Below are 3,886 nucleotides of genomic sequence, written 5' to 3' on the forward strand. Positions count from 1 at the left end.
CTGCGTGCCCGATTTTGCCCATGCCATCTTCCAGACAATAGGTGGTAGCACCGTCTTGGAATGTATTGAAGTCGCGCTCTTGCAGAATGTTTTCGGGTGATGTGCGAAAGATGCGATCTTCGTGCTTGTCGAAAACATGAACCTGGCGCTTCTTGCCTCGTCCTGATGCGGCGAAGGCATCTTGCAGCATTATTGGCACATGATGCTGTCCACGGTAAGCGTCCGGCGAAGACCGCGGGCGCTGAAGGCCCGATCAGTTGATCTTATTCTGGCTTTTGGCGAATGCGGCCTTGCCTATGGCGCGGCGTCTGGCGAGCTTGCCAAGGCGGGCTTGGATGCCGGGCTCGTCGACCCGCTCTGGATCGAAGGGACGGCCGTGCCAGCGCATCAGTTCGCCGTGCTGATCATGGTCTGGGTCTCCCATGGCCGTCACGAAGAGTTCGAAGCCAGGTAGCCCGCCAACATCCTCCGGCGGGCCGCATCTGGCACCGTCGATGTACCGGGGGTAGTCAGCGCCAGGAGTGGCATCCAGGAGCTTCTCGACAGTGATGGTGTGTCGCCAGTCGTCGCCGAAGTCATAGGTATAGGAGAGTTTCTCGATGCCGCGATCAACGAGGGCGCCGAGCTTCGTGGTCTTGGCGGAGAACGTCCTGTGACGCAGGCTATCCCACTCCGGATCCGGGATGGCATAGCGCTTCCCATCGGCGTGGAACTCAAAGAGATGGTAGTCCTCGAACGGCATCACGGCTTGGACGACGTCGTGTACCGCCTTGAGCGATGAGGTCAGCGGCACCTCGACACGCCGCCAGATGACGGGCCTCCAGTCGTCGAGTTCGATCATCAGGCGTGCGATGCGATCACCATAGCTCATGCTGCCAGAGCTCCGCGGTCCTGGAGGAGCCGCCAGTTCCACGGCAACAGCTCGGGCAGTCTGGACTGCGGGATGGCGGCGATACGGGCGAGTACGTCGGCGAGCCAGGCCTGCGGATCGATGCCGTTGAGCTTCGCCGTCTCGATCAGCGTCACCATAGCCGCGGCTCGCTCGGCACCACGATCGGATCCCGCAAAGAGCCAGGCCTTCCGGCCCAGCGCAAAGCCTCGGAGCGCCCGTTCGGCGGCGTTGTTGGTCAGGCAGATCCGGCCATCGTCGAGGAAGGCGGCGAAGCGATCCCAGCGCTTCAGCATGTAGTCGATCGGTTTGGCCACCGTCGCCGACCGGGAGAGCGTGCCGCGCTGGGCCTGGAGCCAGATCGCCAGTTCTTCCACGCGCGGCTTTGCGGCCTCCTGGCGGGCTTGGATCCGCTCCTCCGGCGACCGGCCATTGATCTCCCGCTCAAGTGCAAAGATGGCGTCGATCCGCTTCACCGCCTCGAGTGCGATCGGGGAGACCGCGGCGGCGGAGCCACGGCGCGCCTTGGCCGCAATGTCGGCGAGCTCATAGAAGCCGCGTCGTGCATGGCTCCAGCACAGGGCAGACGTTACCGTCCCTTCCGGTCGCCGTGGATCATAGAGCCCGTTGTAGCCTCCATAGGCATCGGCCTGCAGGATGCCCCGCCACCCCCGGAGGTGGCCATCGGGATGTTCCTGTCGTCGATCCTTCGAGGCGAAGTACAGTGCCGCCGGCGGATCTCTTCCACCAAAGGGCCTGTCGTCGCGCACATAGGTCCAGATTCGGCCCGTGTCGGTCTTGCCCCTGGCGAGGATCGGCACCGTCGTGTCGTCGCCGTGGAGCCGTTCCGCCGCCAGCACATGCGCCGCGACCAGAGCGTGCAGCGGCTGCAAGGCCGATGTTGCGGCTCCCACCTGGTCGGCAAGCGTCGAGACGGAGAGGTCGATCCCCTCCCTGGCATAGCGCTCACTTTGCCGGTTCAGCGGCTGATGCTGTCCGAACTTCTCGAACAGGATCGTTGCCAGGAGGTTCGGCCCCACAAAGCCGCGCGGGGTCGGATGGAACGGCGCGGGTTCCTGCGTGATCGTCTCGCAGGCCCGGCATGCGAACTTCTCCCGCACCGTCTGGATCACCTTCCACTGGCGCGGCACGAGCTCCAGCGTCTCCGTGACGTCCTCGCCGAGCTTCGACAGCCTCGCCGATCCGCAGCACGGGCAAGAGGTCGGTGCCGGCAGCACCACCCGCTCCCGCGGCAGATGATCGGGGAAGGGTTTGCGCACCGGCCGCCGCCGCGGCGTCGCCGTGTTGGAGCTCAGGATCGCTGCAACCTCGTCCTCGGTCGCGGCCGCCGCGCGCTCCTCGAGCTGCAACTGCAACTGGTCGAGCTTCTGCGTGCCGCGCTCGGAGCTTTGGCCATAGAGCTCCCGCTTCAGCTTCTCGATCATCAGCTGGAGGTAGGTGATCATCGCGTCGCGCGACGAGGTGCCAGCCCTTGCCTCCGCGGCATCTGCCTCTGCTGCGATCCTTGCGTCACGCTCAGCCATAAGGGCTTCACGGTCCACCCAGCGGGCCGCGCGCTCCGCCAGGAACATCGCCGCAAGAGCCGCCGGATCGGTCGGCAATTCCAGCGGTTCAGAGGGGTCGGAGGTCGTGGTCACATGAGGATGGAATCACAGAACGCCGCCTCCCCAAAGCAAATTCCGATCGGCAGATCCCATCAGCCGATCGAGGTCGGACGCCACGTCTCCTGCGGGTTCCGCCAGTCGATCCCCGACAGCAGATACCCCATCTGCGCCGGCGTGATCGTCACGACCCCGTCCGCTGGCGAGGGCCACAGGAACCGTCCCCGCTCCAGCCGCCGCACATAGAGGTTCGCCGCCTGGCCGTCGTGCCAGATCACCTTGATCAGGTCGCCGCGCCGGCCGCGGAAGCAGAAGATGTGGCCGCCCAGAGGATCGCGCTTCAGCACCTCCTGCACCTGTAGCGCCAGTGAGGCAAAGCCCTTCCGCATGTCCGTGTGGCCCGTCGCGAGCCACACCTTCACGCCCATCGGGACAGGGATCATCGCGGCGCCTCAAGGCCTCGCGCCAGGCGCAGGATCACCTCCACGTTGATCGCGCCCTCAACGATCAGCCGGCGACCATCAACAAGGACAATCTCGACCCGGGCTCCCCGCCGCTCTCGCGGAAGCGGTGCCGCCACGCCTGCCTCCGGAACGACAACCGCAGGCACAAACCCGTTCGGCATCTCGTCGACCATCAGCCTACGCCAGGTCAACAACAGCGTCCGGGATATGCCGTGGCGACGAGCGGTCTCAGACACGAGGCGCGGCCCGCTCATGCTCTCCAGCACGATCCGGCGCTTCTCCTCGTCCGTCCAACGGCGGCGACGCCCGGTCTCGACAATCTCAAGCCGCCCAAAGGCACTGTGCGTATGGCTGTCCATACCGACAGTGCTCAACGATTTGCCTCAGCTCCCGCAAGGCGGCCTTCGCCGGATGCGTACTGAATTCCTGCCCCGCCTGCGAGTTTCTTCGGGCTGTTGGCGCGGTGCGGGTCGCGCCTCGCGATCTGCGCGCCATCGCCGCGGCAGAGCGATCGCCGCGGGGGCAGGGGGAACGGACTGCGCTCATGAGCGCAATCCGTTCCCGGAGGCGTCACCCCGCCGGCGCCACGGCTCAGAACCGGCCCGTCACCGTCAGTGACCTGAGACCCTTTTCTCCTCCGGCCCGAGGGAGAGTCCTGAGTTTCGTTTCTGGCCTTAGGCGGCCCGTTTCTCCAGCGTAGATTTCATTGCAAACTCGGCCGGGGTCATGTTGCCGAGCGCCGAGTGTGGTCGGTGATGGTTGTAGTCCTCCTTCCATGAGGTGATGGCGCTGCGGGCCTCGGCGACCGTCGAGAACAGCGTGTCGTTGAGGCACTCGTCACGGAAGCGGCCGTTGAAGCTTTCGACGAAGGCGTTTTGCATGGGCTTGCCGGGGGCGATGTAGTGCCATTC

At 65.3% G+C, this 3,886-nt stretch carries 5 protein-coding genes and 1 pseudogene; all 6 read right to left on the reverse strand.

The annotated features are described in order from the left end of the window. The coding region (locus tag KAY22_RS25875) for a DUF4238 domain-containing protein (RefSeq protein ID WP_296625973.1) at nucleotides 1–190 on the reverse strand (190 nt) is incomplete at its 3' end. 63 nt (nucleotides 191–253) lie between these two features. Continuing rightward, the gene (locus KAY22_RS25880; protein WP_296625974.1) at nucleotides 254–871 is read right to left on the reverse strand and encodes a plasmid pRiA4b ORF-3 family protein; all 618 of its coding nucleotides are present in this window, start codon (nucleotides 869–871) and stop codon (nucleotides 254–256) included. Then, entirely contained in the window at nucleotides 868–2,433 is a 1,566-nt protein-coding gene (locus KAY22_RS25885) for an IS66 family transposase (protein ID WP_296625977.1), read from the reverse strand. Before KAY22_RS25885 ends, KAY22_RS25880 begins: the two co-directional genes overlap by 4 nt. Before the next feature lie 173 nt (nucleotides 2,434–2,606). Then, the gene (gene tnpB / locus KAY22_RS25890; protein WP_296625975.1) at nucleotides 2,607–2,954 is read right to left on the reverse strand and encodes an IS66 family insertion sequence element accessory protein TnpB; all 348 of its coding nucleotides are present in this window, start codon (nucleotides 2,952–2,954) and stop codon (nucleotides 2,607–2,609) included. Continuing rightward, the gene (locus tag KAY22_RS25895; protein ID WP_296625976.1) at nucleotides 2,951–3,349 is read right to left on the reverse strand and encodes a transposase; all 399 of its coding nucleotides are present in this window, start codon (nucleotides 3,347–3,349) and stop codon (nucleotides 2,951–2,953) included. The genes tnpB and KAY22_RS25895 overlap by 4 nt, the downstream gene beginning before the upstream one ends. A gap of 333 nt (nucleotides 3,350–3,682) precedes the next feature. Then, nucleotides 3,683–3,886: pseudogene (locus KAY22_RS25900) on the reverse strand (transposase); the annotation flags it as partial.

The organism is Rhizorhabdus sp., from assembly GCF_018006725.1.
Classification (GTDB): Bacteria; Pseudomonadota; Alphaproteobacteria; order Sphingomonadales; family Sphingomonadaceae; genus Rhizorhabdus.